Below are 15841 nucleotides of genomic sequence, written 5' to 3' on the forward strand. Positions count from 1 at the left end.
GTCAGGCCTCGGTGAATTCGTTCATCATTTTTTCGATATCGCTCAGGCCGTCGTCGCTCAGCGACAGGCCTTGTTCATCCAGTGCCTGGGCGAACGCGCGCAGCTCGGGGTGGGCGAAGATCAGCCGCAGCGGTATGTCCAGGCCCAGTTCCACGTTGATGCGCGATACCGCTTGCGCCGCCAGCAGGGAGTGGCCGCCGAGTTCGAAGAAGTTGTCGTTCAGGCCGACCTGACCGAGGTTGAGCAACTGCGCCCAGATCTGCGCCAATTGCTGTTGCAGTTCGGTCTGCGGCGCTTGGTAGTCGTGCTGTGGCTGGCTGGGGTCGGGCAATGGCAGCGCCTTGCGGTCGAGCTTGCCGCTGGGGGTCAGCGGCATGCTCGGCAGGGTCACCAGGTAGGACGGGATCATGTAGTCCGGCAGGCTGGCCTTGAGGTACTGCTTGAGGGCCTGGCGCAGATCGCCGCTGGCGCCTTCAGCAGGTACCGCATAGGCACACAGCTGCTTGCCGCTGGGCAGGTCGATGGCCAGTACCGTGGCCTCGCGAACGTCCGGGTGCGCGCGCAGGTACTGCTCGATCTCGCCCAGTTCAATGCGGAAACCGCGCACCTTGACCTGGTGGTCAGCCCGCCCGCGATAGGCCAGTTGCCCATGTGGGTCGTAGTAACCCAGGTCGCCGGTACGATACAGGCGGCCACCGCCCACGCTGTCGAACGGGTCGGGGATGAAGCGCTCGGCCGTCAGCGACGGGCGCTGGTGGTAACCCCGCGCCAGGCACCCTGCCCCGCCAATGAACAGCTCGCCAGAGACGCCCACTGGGGTCGGCGCCAGGCCATCGTCCAGCGCGTGCAGGGTACGGCCCGGCAGCGCTCGGCCAATCGGTACACCGCCCTGGCTGATCTGCGCGGGCGTCATCTGCGAGCAGTCGAAGGTGGTGGCCACCACGGTCGCTTCGGTCGGCCCGTAGGTGTTCAGCAGACGCACCGCCGGCGGCCCATCGGCCAGCCAGGCGCGCAGGGCGTCTTCCGGCACCGCTTCACCGCCAACGTGGATCTGTTTGAGCCGGCCATAGGCCTCTGGCCCGCGACGCTCCAGGGCCAGCAGGCGCCAGTAGGCGGCGGGCAAGTCGGCCACGGTCACACCGTGGCGGTTGATTTCGTCCAGCAGGGTGGCGGTGTCCCACAGCCGCAGGTCGCGCAGCACCACGCAAGCGCCTTGCGCCAGCGGCGGGAAGAACTGCTCGATAAAGCCGTCGAAGCTGAAGGTGGCGAACTGCAGCACGCGATCACTCGGGCTCAGGCGTGAGTAGTCGGCGGCCACCTGGCAGAACACCGACAGCGCATGGTGGTCGATGGCCACGCCCTTGGGCATGCCGGTGGAGCCCGAGGTGTAGATGACGTAGGCCAGGTTATGCGGCGCCGCCAGGTTAGGCAGCGGCTCGGCCGGCCAGGCCTGCAGCCACTGGGTGCCGGGTTCGAGCACCAGGCAAGGCAGCTGCGGGTCGAGCTGCAAACGCGCCAGCGATGGCGCATCGGCCAGCAGCAGGCCAATGCCGCTGTCTTCGACCATGTACGCCAGGCGCTCTTGCGGGTAGTCCGGGTCCAGCGGCACATAGGCACCGCCGGCCTTGTGGATGGCGATCAGCGCCAGCGCCATGCCCAGGCCACGCTCGACGGCCACACCCACCAAGCAGTCAGGGCCTACGCCCATTGCACGCAGGCGATGGGCCAACTGGGTGCTGCAGCGGTCCAGCTCGGCATAGCTCAGTTGCTGATCATCGAAGATCAGTGCCACGGCGTCTGGCTGCGCACGCGCCTGGCGCTCCAGCAACTGGTGCGCGCACAGGCCGCTGCTGGCTGCTGGCGCGGGGTTCCAGCCATGGGTCAGTTGGCGACGCTCATCGTCGCCCAGGAAGTCCAGCTCGGCGATGCAGCGCTGCGGCTCGGCGCAGATGGCTTCGAGCAGCGCTTGCCAGTGCCCGGCCATGCGCTCGATGCGCGGCGCATCGAACAGGTCGGTGGAGTAGTTGAACGAGGCGGTCACGCCGTCGGAGCGCTCCAGGGTATTGAGCGAGATGTCGTACTGCGCGCCCGGCTCCAGCAAGTCCACTTCGCGGACCTTGAGGCCCTGCAGGGCATCGCTGGACACCTGCTCGCCCAGGTCGCGCAAATGGTTGTAGAGCACCTGGAAGAACGGGTTCACGCCCTGGTCGCGCTCTGGGTACAGGGCCTCGGCAACCTCCAGGAACGGCACGTCCTTGTTGGCCTGCGCTTGCAGGGTGGTTTCCTTGATCGCCGCCAGCAACTGCGGGAACGGCAGGCTGCCATCGACGCCGACCCGCGCCACCACCACGTTGATGAAGAAGCCGATCAGCCCTTCGAGCTCCAGGCGATTGCGGTTGGTCACTGGGACACCGATGTTGATCGTGTCCTTGCGGCTGTAGCGCGACAGCACGATGGCGTAGGCCGCCAGAAACACATGGAACAGCGTAGCATTGGACGCCACCGCCAGGGCCCGCAGGCGCTCGGTGAGGGCCAACGGCAGGCGCAGGTCGAAGCGGCTGCCCTGGTAGCTCTTGGCCGGCGGGCGAATACGGTCGGCGGGCAGTTCGAGCACTTCGAAATCGTCCTCCAGGCGCGCCTTCCAATAGTCGATCTGTGCCTGCATCTGCCCCTCGGCCAGCCATTTGCGCTGCCAGGCGGCGAAGTCGGCGTACTGCACCGGCAGCGGCTCGATGGCCCTTGCCTGGCCGCTGGCAGCCGCGTTGTAGGCGGCAGCGAACTCGCGTACCAGCAGGCTCATCGACCAACCGTCAGAGACGATGTGGTGCAAGGTCAGCGACAGCAGGTGCTCGTGCGCATGCACCTTGAACAGGCGCGCACGCAGCAGCGGGCCGTGCTCCAGGTCGAACGTGGCAAAGGCTTCGGCTTCGAGCTTGCGCATCTGCGCGGCCTCGTCCTGGCCGCTGAGGTCTTCGAAGCCAATCGGTACCGAAGCGGCGGGCAGAATGCGCTGCCACGGCAAGCCGTTGGCTTCGACGAACACCGTGCGCAGTGATTCGTGGCGTCCCACCAGCGCATCCAGCGCGGCCTGCACGGCTGCGCGGTCGAGGGCGCCTTGCATGCGCACGGCCATCGGTGTGTTGTAGGCCAGGCTTTGCGGGTTGAGTTTCCAGAACAGCCATTGGCGGTTCTGCGAGCGGGACACCGGCAGCGGCTGCTGGCGGTCGAGGATCTCGATCTCCAGGCCCGCGCCCTGCTCGCCCTCGGCCACGGCCTGGGCAAAGGCCTGCAGGTCGAGCGTGTCGAACAGCGTGCGCAGCGGGATGTCCAGGCCCAGGTGCTTGCGCACCCGCGACACGGCCTGGGTGGCCAGCAGCGAATGCCCACCCAGGGCAAAGAAGTTGTCGCCCAGGCCCACCTGCGGCACCTGCAGCACCTCGGCCCAGATCTGCGCCAGCTGCACCTGCAACGGGGTTACCGGCGCCTGGTAGGCCACCTGGGTGGCGACCGGCGCGGGCAGCGCCTTGATGTCGACCTTGCCGTTGACCGTCACCGGCAGGCGCTCCAGCACCATCAGGTGGGTGGGTACCATGTGCTCGGGCAGCAGCCCTTTGAGCGTGGCGCGAATCGCCTCCTGCCAGGCCTGGCTGTCTGCCGGCATCTGGCTGGGCACCAGCCAGGCCGCTAGTTGCAGCTCCGGTGCCTGGCCCTGGACTCGCACCAGGGCATTGGCGACGCCCTCCAGCCCACGCAGCTGGTTCTCGATTTCGGCCAGCTCCACGCGGTAGCCACGGATTTTCACCTGGCCGTCCATGCGCCCGGCAAACTGCAGCTCGCCGGTAGCGCTCTGCCGTACCCAGTCGCCACTGCGGTACAAGCGCTCGCCATTACCGTTCGGGTCGGGCACAAAACGCTCAGCGGTCAACGCCGGGCGGGCGAGGTAGCCACGGGCAAGGCCTGCCCCGCCGATGTACAGCTCGCCTTTGGCCTTGGCCGGCAAGGGCTGCAGGCAGCGGTCGAGCACGCTGAGGCGTGCATTGGCCAGCGGTTGGCCGAGCGAAGCCTGGTTGTCCAGTTCGGCCACCAGCACGCCGACCGTGGTCTCGGTCGGGCCGTAGTGGTTGAACACCTTGAGTGCTGGGGCCAGCGCGCGGATCTTGCCGAGCAGGCCCGGGCTGATGGCTTCGCCGCCCAGCACCAGGCACTGCTCCGGCAGCGCCGAGCGGCCGGCGACCAGCATGGCCTCCAGGTGCGAGGGCACGATTTTCAGTGCATCCACCTGGTGCTGCGCCAGGTAGGCCGCGAAGCCTTCGGCATCCAGTACCTGATCGCGCAGCAGCAGGTGCAAGGTCTGGCCGCCACACAGGGCGCCGAACAGCATGGTGTGGCCGAGGTCCGCAGCCGGGGTCGAGACCTGCGCCATGCTGTGGATCTGGCTCATCGGCAGGCGCGCGGCGATGCCCTCGACATAGTTGCCCAACGCGCCATGGCTGATTGCTACGCCCTTGGGCTGGCCGGTGGTGCCGGAGGTGTAGATCACGTAGGCGAGGTTGGCCGCTGCAACGGCACGCCGTGGGGCGCTTTCACGAGCGGCCTGGGTGTGTTCCCAGGCCAGCCGATGGACGCCACCTGGCAGCGTTGCCTGCCAATTGCCGGGCGCCAGCACCAGGCGGGTGCCACTGTCGGCGAGCATGTAGGCCAGGCGTTCGGCCGGTTGCTCGGGTTCCAGTGGCAGGTAAGCGCCGCCCGCCTTGAGCACGCCGAGGATGCTGGCGAGCATGCCGACGCTGCGGTCGGCCAGCACGCCGACCAGAGTGTCCGGCTGCACGCCAGCTTCGACCAGCCTGTCGGCGATGGCTTCGGCATGGGCATCAAGCCCGGCAAAGCTGGCCGCCTCGCCTGCTGCCATCACGGCGGTGCGCTCGGGGTGGCGCTGGGCAGCCTCGGCAAAGCGCTGGTGGACCAACAACGGCTCGGCGGCCTGCCCATGCGCATTCCGGGTGGCGGCCAGGCCTGGCAACGGCAACTCGCCCACCGCACCGGGGGCCTCGTCGGCCAGCGCCTGCACCAGCGCCAGCCATTGTTCGCCAAGGGCTTCGACAGTGGCCGCATCGAACACATCGAGGGCATAGGTGAAGGCAGCATGCAGCTGGCCGGCCCGCTCGTGGGTATCGAGTGCCAGGTCGAAACGGGCGCTGTGCTTTTCCAGGGTGATCGGTGCCAGGCTCAGCCCGGAGCGGGTCTTGATGGCTTCGACATCCGCCACCTGAGCCTGGTGGTTGAACAGCACCCGGAACAGCGGGCTCTCGGTGCTGCGCGGCAGCTCCAGGGCCTCGACCAGTTGTTCGAACGGCAGGTCCTGGTGGCTTTGCGCGCCCACGGCGGTTTCGCGCACGCGCTGCAGCAGGCCGGCGATATCCAGCAGTGGGTCGATTTCGGTGTGCAGCACCTGGGTATTGATGAAGCAGCCGATCAGGCCCTGGCTTTCGGCACGGTTGCGGTTGGCAATGGGCACCCCGACGCGGACGGCGCTCTGCCCGCCATAGCGCTGCAGCAGCAGCTTGAAGGCTGCCAGCAGGACCATGAACAGGGTGACGTTGTGCCGACGCGCCAGGCCGCGCAGGCGTTCAGCGACATCGGCGGCAATCGGGAATTCGTGACGCGCGCCGCGGTAGTTCGGCCGGCCGCTGCGGGCGCGGTCCAGTGGCAGCTCCAGCGGCGAGTGATCGTCGCCCAGGCGCGCCTGCCAGTACGCCAACTGGCGGTCCTGCTCGCCAGCCTGAAGCCAACTGCGCTGCCACAGGGCGTAGTCGCGGTACTGGATCGGCAAGGGTTCGAGTGTGGCTTCGGTGCCGGCCACGGCGGCATCGTAGAGGTGCAGGAACTCGTCGATCAGCACGTTCATCGACCAGCCATCGGCGACGATATGGTGCAGGGTCAGCAGCAGTACATGGTCCTGTTCTGCCAGTTGCAGCAGGCGCACGCGCAGCAGCGGGCCGGCGGCCAGGTCGAAGGGGGCCAGGGCTTCTTCTTCGGCGATGGATTCGAGGGCGTGATGGCGGGCCTCTTCGGCCAGCTCGCTCAAGCCGTCCTGGCGCAACTGCAGCGGGGCGGCGGCTGCATCGACTTGCTGACGCACATCATCGCCGTCGGCGACGAAGCGGGTGCGCAGGGTTTCGTGGCGGGCCACCAGGGCATCGAAGGCGTGCTGCAGGGCCAACAGGTTCAGCGGGCCATGCAGGCGCACGGCCATGGGCAGGTTGTAGGCTGCGCCTTGGGGGTCGAGCTGCCAGAGGAACCACATGCGCCGCTGCGCGTAGGACAGCTGGTCACGCTCGTCGACCTCGACACCTGGCGCGATCGGCAGCACGGAGAAGTCCATGCCCTCGCCCTGCAGCGCCTTGAGGAACAGGCGGCGCTTGTCGGGGCTGAGTTCGATGAAGCGGCGAGCGAGTTTGAGCGTCTGTTCAGCATTCATGTCGAGCGATGTCCTGGCAGTCGAGCGGTAACTGTCAGACGAAGGCATGGGGGGCTGATTTAGGGGCGGGGGGATTTGGGGTGGGCCGGTGAGTGCATGCCTTGAGGTTTGCACCCCTGCCCCCCCAAAAAAACCAATCAACGCAAAACCTGCGAATACCCCTCCGCCATCGCCACCACCACCTTGCGCTTCCCGGTAAACGGCGACCGCGCATGGGCCGCAAGCATGTTGTCGAGCATCAGCACGTCATTCTCCAGCCAAGGAAAACTGACCGTGCACTCATCCAGCACCCCACGCACTTCATCGAGCAGCGAATCCTCAATGGTCGAACCATCGCCGTAATACACATTCCGCGGCAGGTCCTCCTCCTCGACAATGTCCATCAGCGACTCCCGCACCTCCGGCTGCAAGTTCGAGACATGGAACAGGTGCGCCTGGTTGAACCAAACGTCCTCCCCCGTCACCGGATGGCGCGCCACCACCTGGCAGCGCTGCCGGGTGCGCAGTTCGCCATCTTCCTTCCAGATGCATTCAATGGCATGCGCCCGGCAGTACGCCTCGACCTGGCGTGGGTCTTCGGTGTTGAACACCTGCGACCACTCCACATCCAGGCCATTACCGTAGTTGCGCACATACATCAGCCCCTTCTCGACCAGCCGCTCGCGAATACGCGCCGGCATCCGCCGGTAGACCTCGCGGCTGTCGGCAATCGGCGTCTCGCCCCCGGTCTCGGCAGGGATCACGCTGTAGAACCAGATCTTCATCGGCCATTCGAGGGTATAGGCCTGTTCGTTGTGCAAGGGGATGCTCTGGTGCGCCGGGTATTCGGTCGAGGTGTACACCCCTTTGGTCACGTTGCTGCGCGGCGTGGAGCCGAACTCGTAGTTGAGCAGCGGGTGGCCGAAGGCGGCAGCGAACTGGCGGAAAGCCTCGGCCCCACCCACCTGGAAGCCCCTGAACAGGATGCCGCCCGCATGCAGCAGGTGGCGTTCCACCAGCGGCTTCAGTTCTTCGAATGCGTCGAGCAGGTCGATGCCGGGCTCTGGCGCGCGCACCAGCAGCGGCAGGTCGCCGCGGGCGGCGTCCAGGGGTTCGATCGCAAAGCTCAGCAATTCACTCATGTACCGTCACCTCAAGCCAGGGCCGCCATGGCGGCGAAATCGGATGCTGCGCCATCAGGGCGCCTGACTAGATGAACGAGCGTGCCCGGCAGAAATTCACCCGCCCCCACTCACAAGGTAAAGCGAACGCGCGCCGGTTCGTCTGAACGATGTGCACCCTTTTATCGTCCAGGAACCTTACATGACTCGCCAGCTTCTGCTCCTCGCCCTGCTTGCTGCGGCCCCTGCCGTGGCCTGGTCGGCCGAGGACTGCGCCGTAGAGATCCACGGCACCGACCAGATGACCTTCGACAAGGCCGAAATCACCGTACCCAAGGCCTGCACGTCGTTCACCATCACCCTCGCACACCCCGGCCAGATGCCCAAGAGCGTCATGGGCCACAACTGGGTACTGAGCACCCAGGCAGACATGCAAGGCGTGCTGGACGATGGCCTGAAGGCCGGTGAGGCACAGGATTACGTGAAGCCAGGCGACACCCGGGTGCTCGCCCATACCCGCCTGATCGGCGGCGGTGAAACAGACAGCGTCACCCTCGACACCCGGTCGTTGAAGGCCGGGACCGCCTACAGCTTCTACTGCTCGTTCCCGTTCCACAGCACCTTGATGAAGGGCACCCTGGCCCTCGGGAGCTGACCCCGCTGCGCCGCCCACCCCCACTCCATCACCGAGATCGCGCTTCATGAAAACGTCTTCCCCCGGGGCCATCCGCGAATTGCTGGGCCTGCTGAAACCCTACCGCCCGGCGGTCATCGTCTCGGTGCTGCTGGGCATGGTCGGCGGCTTGGCCGTGACCGCGCTGCTGGCCACCGTCAACCAGGGCCTGCATGCCGCCGACGGCATGAGCCAGGGTGTGATCCTGGCCTTCGCCGGCCTGTGCGTGCTGGCACTGGTGAGCAGCGTGGCCGCCGACAGCGGCACCAACTACGTCGGCCAGAAGGTCATTGCCCGGCTGCGCAAAGACCTGGGCGCCAAGGTGCTGTCTGCGCCCATCGAGCAGATCGAGCGCTACCGCACCCACCGCCTGATCCCGGTGCTGACCCGCGACGTCGACACCATCAGCGACTTCGCCTTCGCCTTCGCGCCGCTAGCGATCTCACTCACCACTGTGATCGGCTGCATGGCCTACTTGGCCTGGCTGTCGTGGCCGATCTTCCTCATCACCCTGGTGGCGATCGGCATTGGCAGCGCGATTCAGTATGTCGCCCGGCAAAAAGGCGTGGCCGGCTTCAACGCCGCCCGCGACGCCGAGGACAACCTGCAAAAGCACTACTCGGCGATCGCCGAAGGCGCCAAGGAGCTGCGCATCGACCGCCGCCGCCGCCACGCCATGCTGACCCGCAATATTCAGGGCACGGCGGACTTCATCGCCAACACCCACATCCGCTCCATCAACATTTTCGTGGCAGCCAAGAGCCTGGGTTCGATGCTGTTCTTCGTGGTCATCGGCCTGACCCTGGCCTTGCAATCGCTGTGGCCGAGCAACGACCCAGCGGTGATGAGCGGCTTCGTGCTGGTGCTGCTGTACATGAAAGGCCCGCTGGAGACGCTGATCGGCAACCTGCCTATTCTCGGCCGCGCCCAGGTGGCGTTCCGCCGCATCGCCGACCTGTCCGAGCGCTTCTCCTCGCCCGAACCGCACCTGCTGCTGGACCAGCCGGTCAAACGCAGCGCCCCGGGCAGCGCCCACCTGGAGCTGCACAATGTCGAATACGCCTACCCACCGGTGGACGGCAAAGAACCGTTTCGCGTGGGGCCGGTGAACCTGAGCATCGAGCCGGGCGAGATTCTGTTCATCGTCGGTGAGAACGGCTGCGGCAAGACCTCGCTGATCAAGCTGCTGCTGGGCCTGTATACCCCGCAGCGCGGCGAAGTGCGCCTGAACGGCGTGGCAGTCGGGCCGGAAGGGCTGGACGATTATCGCCAGCTGTTCACCACCGTGTTCGCCGATTACTACCTGTTCGAAGACCTGCCCGAGCACGAGCACAGCCTGCCGAGTGATGCCACGCGCTATCTGGAGCGGCTGGAGATTGCGCACAAGGTCAGCGTGCGCGATGGCGCGTTTACCACCACCGACCTGTCGACCGGGCAGCGCAAGCGCCTGGCGCTGGTCAATGCATGGCTGGATGGCCGGCCGGTGCTGGTGTTCGACGAGTGGGCGGCCGACCAGGACCCGACCTTCCGCCGGGTGTTCTATACCGAGCTGCTGCCGGACCTGAAGCGGCTGGGCAAGACCATCATCGTGATTTCGCATGATGACCGGTACTTCGATACGGCGGACAAGGTGGTGCACCTTAGCCGCGGGAAGGTGGTTGAGGCGCTGGAGCCGGCGTGAGATAGCGTTGTGAGGGCTTGAGGGGCGGTCAGGGTAATGACCGCCCTTTTTTGTGCGCGCTGAGAATGCATGGGCGCAGCAAGGGACTTGTCTTGGTATTTATAGCGCCCGGGAGATCGAGCGCCGCGCGGGCGGCGCTCGATATAGGCACCCCTGCAAAACTAAAGACAGGCACATAGTTGCCTTCACCCTAGCGCCCGACGAACACATCGCAGCCATCCGCCCACAACATTTCGCGAAAGGCCCGTCAGTCCGCCAACTGGTCAACCCTCTATATCCGCACTGATGGTGCATTACAAGGGCTGGCTGAACACGCCCCGCAAGCGCCAGCCCCGCCTGGCGCTGCAGGCGAGTAGAAGTCAGAACAACCAGCGATACAACAGATACGCCACCACCACCGCCAACACCGGCCGCAGAATGCGGTAAGCCTTCGGATTGGCGCGCTTGAACTGCTTCACATGGCCGCTGATATTGTTGCTGAAGCGCTTGCTCCAGGCATACGCCTGGTTGATCCCGCCAACGCGCTCGTCGTCGGTGTTCTGCGGCGCGGTGGCGCGGCCGAGGAAGGCGCTGACCTGGCGGTTGATGCGGGTCATCAGCGAGCTGCTCAGCGGGCGTTCGATGTCGCAGAACAGGATCACGCGAGTGACGTCGGTTTCGTTCTTGACCCAGTGCACGTAGGTTTCGTCGAACATCACATCCTCACCGTCACGCCAGGCGTATTCCTCACCGTCGACGTAGATGCGGCAAGCATCGGAGTTAGGTGTGGCCAAGCCCAGGTGATAGCGCAAGGAGCCGGCGAACGGATCGCGGTGCGGGTTCAGGTGGCTGCCGCCTGGCAGCAGGGCGAACATCGCGCCCTTGACGTTGGGGATGCTGCTGACCAGCTCGACGGTGCGCGGGCACAGGGCTTCGGCCGATGGCAGCGGTTTGTCGTACCACTTCAGGTAGAAGCGCTTCCAGCCCTTCTTGAAGAACGAACCAAAGCCTGCGTCGTTGTCTTTTTCAGCAGCGCGGATATAGCCCTCGTCGAACAGGCGCATGGCCTCTTCGCGGATGTCCTGCCAGTTGTCTTTCAGCACATCCAGCTCGGGGAAGCGCTGGCGGTCCAGGTAGGGCTTGGACGGCACGCCGGAGAACAGGTACATCAGGGCGTTATACGGGGCGAACAGCGCCGAATGGTTGACGAACTGGCGCAGCACCGGCAGGCGCGCCTTGCCGCGCAGGTGCACGAAGAGCACGCTGCCGAAAAACACCAGCAGGACACCCGCCTTGGCTGCAAAGGAAAAGGTCATGCAACACTCCTTGGAAAGGAAACAGGCCTGCGCTGCCTGCTCCCAAAAAAATCATCCGGCCATCATAAACCCATCCCGCCCCGGTACAAACAACCTGGGCGGGATCTGAGTCATGAAGATTTTGCAATAAACCGGATCACCGAGTGTTGCGCCTGGTCAGCGGACGGGGCGTTTACTGCTGGTTTTCCTGCTCGCTGAACAGGTCGCTGAACAGCATGCTCGACAGGTAACGCTCGCCCGAGTCGGGCAAAATTACGACGATGGTCTTACCCTGCATCTCCGGTTTTTCAGCCAGGCGCACCGCTGCCGCCATTGCTGCGCCACAGGAAATACCGCACAGAATGCCCTCCTCCTGCATCAGGCGGATGGCCATGGCCTTGGACTCTTCGTCGGTCACCGTCTCGACCTGGTCGACGATGGAGAGGTCGAGGTTTTTCGGCACGAAGCCTGCGCCAATGCCCTGGATCTTGTGCGGGCTGGGCTTGAGTTCTTCACCGGCCAGGGTCTGGCTGATTAGCGGCGAGGCCAGCGGCTCCACCGCCACCGACAAAATCGACTTGCCTTGGGTGTGCTTGATGTAGCGCGACACGCCAGTGATGGTGCCGCCCGTACCCACACCCGCCACCAGCACATCGACTGCGCCGTCGGTGTCGTTCCAGATCTCGGGGCCGGTGGTTTTTTCATGGATCGCCGGGTTGGCCGGGTTTTCGAACTGGCCTGGCAGGAAGTACTGGGCCGGGTCGGAGGCGACGATTTCGTTGGCCTTCTCGATCGCGCCCTTCATGCCCTTGGCCGGCTCGGTCAGCACCAGCTCGGCGCCCAGCGCCTTGAGCACCTTGCGCCGCTCCAGGCTCATCGAGGCCGGCATGGTCAGGATCAGCTTGTAGCCTCGGGCGGCGGCGACGAAGGCCAGGCCAATGCCGGTGTTGCCCGAGGTGGGCTCGACGATGGTCATGCCGGGCTTGAGCTTGCCGCTGCTCTCGGCGTCCCAGACCATGTTCGCGCCGATCCGGCATTTGACCGAGTAGCCCGGGTTGCGCCCTTCGATCTTGGCCAGGATGGTCACCCCACGCGGGGCGATGCGGTTGATCTGCACCAGCGGCGTGTTGCCGATGGAGTGGGCGTTGTCTGCGTAGATACGGCTCATGGCAGGGGTCCTTGAACGTGAAGAAGCAGGGAAAGACTTCAAGGGTAAGCCTGCCCCGTTGGCCCGTAAAGCCTGTTCGAACTCCCGAGCGGCGCCTGCGGTCAACCGCACATCCTGCCTTGGAGAGCCGACAATGAAAGCTCGCTACCGCTGGCCGCTGGTAGGCCTGGCCAGCCTGGTCGTGCTGCTGGTTGCCCTGCACCTGGCCCTGCCCTACCTGGTACGCGACTACCTCAACGACAAACTGGCCGACATGGGCGACTACCGCGGCCAGGTCGTTGACGTGGACCTGGCCTGGTGGCGCGGCGCGTACCAGATCAACGGCCTGAAAATCGTCAAGACCACCGGCAAGGTCCCGGTGCCGCTGCTCGACGCGCCGTTGATCGACCTCTCGGTCAGCTGGCATGCACTGTGGTACGACCGCGCCGTGGTGGCCGAGGTGACCTTCGTGCGGCCCGAGCTGAACTTCGTCGATGGCGGCAGCAAGCAGGCTTCGCAGACTGGCCAGGGCACCGACTGGCGCCAGCAGCTGGAAAAACTGCTGCCCATCACCCTCAACGAAGTGCGCATTCAAGATGGCGTGCTGACCTTTCGCAACTTCACCTCCAAGCCGCCGGTCGACCTCAAGGCCACCCAGCTCGACGCGCGCATTCGCAACCTGACCAACGTGCGCAATGAGAAAGGCCGGCGCGACGCCAGTTTCGACGCCCATGCCCTGTTATTTGGCGATGCCAAGGTCGAGAGCCGCGCCACGTTCGACCCCTTCAGCGACTTCGACGACTTCGAGTTCCGCCTGCGGGCCACCGGCATACAGCTGCGCCAACTCAATGACTTCGCCAGTGCCTATGGCAAGTTCGATTTCAATGCCGGGCACGGCGACCTGGTGATCGAAGCGCAGGCCGAGAACGGGCGGCTCAATGGCTATATCAAGCCGCTGCTGCGCGATGTCGATGTGTTCAACTGGCAGCAGGATGTGCAGGACAAAGACAAGGGCTTCTTCCGCTCGGTGTGGGAGGCATTGGTGGGGGCGACTGAAACCGTGCTGAAGAACCAGCCGAAAAACCAGTTCGCCACCCGCGTGGAGCTTAGTGGCAGCGTGCACAAGCAGGATGTCAGCGCTTTCGAGGCTGTCTTGCAGATACTGCGCAACGGCTTTGTCCAGGCATTCAATGCGCGCTATGAGCAGCCTGCGCCCAAGTCTGACTGAAAGCGCGTGACGGGGCATTCAGGGACTGAATACCCGGTCTGCGTTTGCAGGCGTCTGGGGCCGGGGTATAGTCGCTGACAAACGATAAACATGTGTTGCCTGGGCCGACCCTTTCGCGGGGCAAGCCCGCTCCCACAGGGTTATGCAGTCTCTGTGCGTAGAGAACGGCCCAGGCACCCCGCAGAGGACACTCCCATGAAGTTCGAAGGCACCCGCGACTACGTCGCCACAGACGACCTGAAACTGGCGGTAAACGCGGCCATCACCCTCGAACGCCCGCTGCTGGTCAAAGGCGAACCGGGCACTGGCAAGACCATGCTCGCCGAGCAGCTCGCCGCCTCCTTCGGCGCCCGCCTGATCACCTGGCACATCAAATCCACCACCAAGGCCCACCAGGGCCTCTACGAATACGATGCGGTCAGCCGCCTGCGCGACTCGCAACTGGGTACCGAAAAAGTCCACGATGTGCGCAACTACCTGAAAAAGGGCAAGCTCTGGGAGGCTTTCGAGGCTGAAGAGCGGGTGATTCTGCTGATCGACGAAATCGACAAGGCCGACATCGAGTTCCCCAACGACCTGTTGCAAGAGCTCGACAAGATGGAGTTCTACGTCTACGAAACAGACGAGACCATCAAGGCCAAGCAACGCCCGATCATCATCATCACCTCGAACAACGAAAAAGAACTGCCGGACGCCTTCCTGCGCCGCTGCTTCTTCCACTACATCGCCTTCCCCGACCGCGCGACGCTGCAGCAGATCGTCGACGTGCACTACCCGAACATCAAGCAATCGCTGGTCAGCGAGGCGCTGGACGTGTTCTTCGACGTGCGCAAGGTGCCGGGCCTTAAGAAAAAGCCCTCCACCTCCGAGCTGGTCGACTGGCTCAAGCTGCTGATGGCCGACAACATCGGCGAAGCGGTACTGCGCGAGCGTGACCCGACCAAAGCCATCCCGCCGCTGGCAGGCGCCCTGGTAAAGAACGAGCAGGACGTGCAGCTGCTCGAGCGCCTGGCCTTCATGAGCCGGCGCGGCAACCGCTGACAGGAGCCGGTCATGCTGCTCAACCTGTTCAACGAAATGCGCGCGGCCAAGGTGCCGGTGTCGGTACGCGAACTGCTCGACCTGCTGAACGCCCTGCAGCAACGCGTGGTGTTCGCCGACATGGACGAGTTCTACTACCTGGCGCGGGCCATCCTGGTGAAGGACGAGCGCCATTTCGACAAGTTCGACCGGGCCTTTTCCGCCTACTTCAAAGGCCTGGAAAACCTCGACCGCCACCTCGAAGCGCTGATCCCCGAAGACTGGCTACGCAAGGAATTCGAGCGCTCGCTGACGGATGAGGAGCGTGCGCAGATCCAGTCCCTGGGCGGGCTGGACAAGCTGATCGAGGCATTCAAGAAGCGCCTCGAAGAGCAAAAGGAACGCCACGCCGGCGGCAACAAGTGGATCGGCACCGGCGGCACCAGCCCGTTCGGTTCGGGCGGTTTCAACCCCGAAGGCATCCGCGTGGGCGAGGCCGGCCAGCGCCAGGGCAAGGCGGTCAAGGTGTGGGACCAGCGCGAGTACAAGAACCTCGACGACCAGGTCGAGCTGGGCACGCGCAACATCAAGCTGGCCCTGCGCCGGCTGCGCAAGTTTGCCCGGGAAGGCGCGGCTGAAGAGCTGGATATCGACGGCACCATCGACCACACCGCCCGCGACGCCGGGCTGCTGAACATCCAGATGCGCCCGGAGCGACGCAACACCGTGAAGCTGCTGTTGCTGTTCGACATCGGCGGCTCGATGGATGCCCACGTCAAAGTCTGCGAAGAGCTGTTTTCGGCCTGCAAGACCGAGTTCAAGCACCTGGAGTATTACTACTTCCATAACTTCGTGTATGAGTCGGTGTGGAAGAACAACCTGCGGCGTACGTCGGAGCGGTTCTCCACCTTCGACCTGCTGCACAAGTACGGCGATGACTACAAAGTGGTGTTCGTCGGCGACGCGGCCATGGCGCCCTACGAGATCACCCAGCCCGGTGGCAGCGTCGAGCACTGGAACGAAGAAGCCGGGTATGTGTGGATGCAGCGCTTCATGGAGAAATTCAAGAAGATCATCTGGATCAATCCCTACCCGAAACAGGCGTGGGACTACACCGCGTCCACGCATTTGGTGCGGGATTTGATCGAGGACAAGATGTATCCGCTGACCTTGCAGGGGTTGGAGGATGGGATGCGGTATCTGTCGAAATAGAAAAAACCCACCCCTGCGGTGGGTTTTC

At 64.7% G+C, this 15841-nt stretch carries 9 protein-coding genes; 5 read left to right on the forward strand and 4 right to left on the reverse strand.

The annotated features are described in order from the left end of the window. Position 1: 1 nt before the first annotated feature. Entirely contained in the window at positions 2–6478 is a 6477-nt protein-coding gene (locus LOY26_RS20015) for a non-ribosomal peptide synthetase (protein WP_258714032.1), read from the reverse strand. A gap of 137 nt (positions 6479–6615) precedes the next feature. Then, positions 6616–7599: a TauD/TfdA family dioxygenase gene (locus LOY26_RS20020; RefSeq protein WP_033699720.1), complete on the reverse strand. Its 984-nt coding sequence runs from the start codon at positions 7597–7599 to the stop codon at positions 6616–6618. A 181-nt stretch (positions 7600–7780) separates the two neighbouring features. Between LOY26_RS20020 and azu the strand changes: the two genes are divergently transcribed. Both azu and LOY26_RS20030 read left to right on the forward strand, forming a co-directional pair. Continuing rightward, a complete protein-coding gene (azu, locus tag LOY26_RS20025; RefSeq protein ID WP_258714033.1) occupies positions 7781–8233 on the forward strand; it encodes an azurin in 453 nt (150 codons plus the stop codon). Positions 8234–8279: 46 nt separating this feature from the next. Beyond that, complete coding sequence (locus tag LOY26_RS20030; protein ID WP_095063770.1) at positions 8280–9932, forward strand: cyclic peptide export ABC transporter; 1653 nt, start codon at positions 8280–8282, stop codon at positions 9930–9932. 359 nt (positions 9933–10291) lie between these two features. Here LOY26_RS20030 and LOY26_RS20035 read toward each other — a convergent pair whose 3' ends face one another. Beyond that, positions 10292–11227 (reverse strand): aspartyl/asparaginyl beta-hydroxylase domain-containing protein, encoded by a 936-nt coding sequence (locus tag LOY26_RS20035; RefSeq protein ID WP_186658498.1) that lies wholly within the window; start codon positions 11225–11227, stop codon positions 10292–10294. 172 nt (positions 11228–11399) lie between these two features. Then, positions 11400–12374, reverse strand: coding sequence for a cysteine synthase A (cysK, locus tag LOY26_RS20040; RefSeq protein ID WP_033699727.1), 975 nt, complete (start codon positions 12372–12374; stop codon positions 11400–11402). A 133-nt stretch (positions 12375–12507) separates the two neighbouring features. Here cysK and LOY26_RS20045 point away from each other — a divergent pair, with 133 nt between their 5' ends. From LOY26_RS20045 to LOY26_RS20055, 3 genes are all read left to right on the forward strand, one after another. Next, a complete protein-coding gene (locus tag LOY26_RS20045; RefSeq protein WP_186658495.1) occupies positions 12508–13581 on the forward strand; it encodes a DUF748 domain-containing protein in 1074 nt (357 codons plus the stop codon). A gap of 195 nt (positions 13582–13776) precedes the next feature. Further along, positions 13777–14622, forward strand: coding sequence for a MoxR family ATPase (locus LOY26_RS20050; protein WP_027594591.1), 846 nt, complete (start codon positions 13777–13779; stop codon positions 14620–14622). Between the two features lie 12 nt (positions 14623–14634). Continuing rightward, on the forward strand, positions 14635–15813 hold the full coding sequence (locus LOY26_RS20055; protein WP_186658493.1) for a VWA domain-containing protein: 1179 nt from the start codon (positions 14635–14637) through the stop codon (positions 15811–15813). The last annotated feature ends 28 nt before the right edge of the window (positions 15814–15841 follow it).

The sequence above is a fragment of the Pseudomonas sp. B21-047 genome, from assembly GCF_024748775.1.
GTDB classification, from domain to species: Bacteria; Pseudomonadota; Gammaproteobacteria; order Pseudomonadales; family Pseudomonadaceae; genus Aquipseudomonas; species Aquipseudomonas capeferrum.

Excerpts from the sequence above, each read along its gene's own strand:
- LOY26_RS20015 (WP_258714032.1), bottom strand. The coding sequence starts at position 6,478 with ATGAATGCTGAACAGACGCTCAAACTCGCTCGCCGCTTCATCGAACTC.
- LOY26_RS20020 (WP_033699720.1), bottom strand. The coding sequence starts at position 7,599 with ATGAGTGAATTGCTGAGCTTTGCGATCGAACCCCTGGACGCCGCCCGC.
- azu (WP_258714033.1), top strand. The coding sequence starts at position 7,781 with ATGACTCGCCAGCTTCTGCTCCTCGCCCTGCTTGCTGCGGCCCCTGCC.
- LOY26_RS20030 (WP_095063770.1), top strand. The coding sequence starts at position 8,280 with ATGAAAACGTCTTCCCCCGGGGCCATCCGCGAATTGCTGGGCCTGCTG.
- LOY26_RS20035 (WP_186658498.1), bottom strand. The coding sequence starts at position 11,227 with ATGACCTTTTCCTTTGCAGCCAAGGCGGGTGTCCTGCTGGTGTTTTTC.
- cysK (WP_033699727.1), bottom strand. The coding sequence starts at position 12,374 with ATGAGCCGTATCTACGCAGACAACGCCCACTCCATCGGCAACACGCCG.
- LOY26_RS20045 (WP_186658495.1), top strand. The coding sequence starts at position 12,508 with ATGAAAGCTCGCTACCGCTGGCCGCTGGTAGGCCTGGCCAGCCTGGTC.
- LOY26_RS20050 (WP_027594591.1), top strand. The coding sequence starts at position 13,777 with ATGAAGTTCGAAGGCACCCGCGACTACGTCGCCACAGACGACCTGAAA.
- LOY26_RS20055 (WP_186658493.1), top strand. The coding sequence starts at position 14,635 with ATGCTGCTCAACCTGTTCAACGAAATGCGCGCGGCCAAGGTGCCGGTG.